This is a genomic window from Vibrio sp. 10N.222.52.B7, assembly GCF_041474275.1.
In the GTDB taxonomy this organism is placed as follows: domain Bacteria; phylum Pseudomonadota; class Gammaproteobacteria; order Enterobacterales; family Vibrionaceae; genus Vibrio; species Vibrio crassostreae_C.
In genome coordinates, this window is the sequence record NZ_JBFRTU010000172.1 from 1 (window position 1) to 324 (window position 324).

A 324-nucleotide genomic window follows, 5' to 3' on the forward strand; every position below is an offset into this window, starting at 1 on the left:
AATCCGGAAAATTAACTGATCAGGTCAATCCAATCTCTTGTACACATTTTTGTGACGCGATCTTTGCACTCAAGAAATCCATTCCAAGCGCTACAGACCTTCGAAACAATATCGTTATAATCAATGAAGTTTTGGTTTGCTAGATAGTGTTGCCTTAACCAACTCCACACTTGCTCTATAGGGTTAAGCTCTGGTGAGTATGGCGGCAATTTGATAATACTGACATTATCAAATGGGTTAGCAATATCATCGGTATGCCATCCTGCGCCATCCATTATTACCACTGAATGACGGTCTTTTTCTGTGACTTTAGATATCTGCTCT

1 protein-coding gene is annotated in these 324 nt (G+C 39.8%); it reads right to left on the reverse strand.

The annotated features are described in order from the left end of the window. Positions 1 to 11: 11 nt before the first annotated feature. Positions 12 to 324, reverse strand: a 313-nt coding sequence (locus AB4512_RS22085) for a transposase (protein ID WP_017060484.1), incomplete at its 5' end; no start/stop codon positions are given.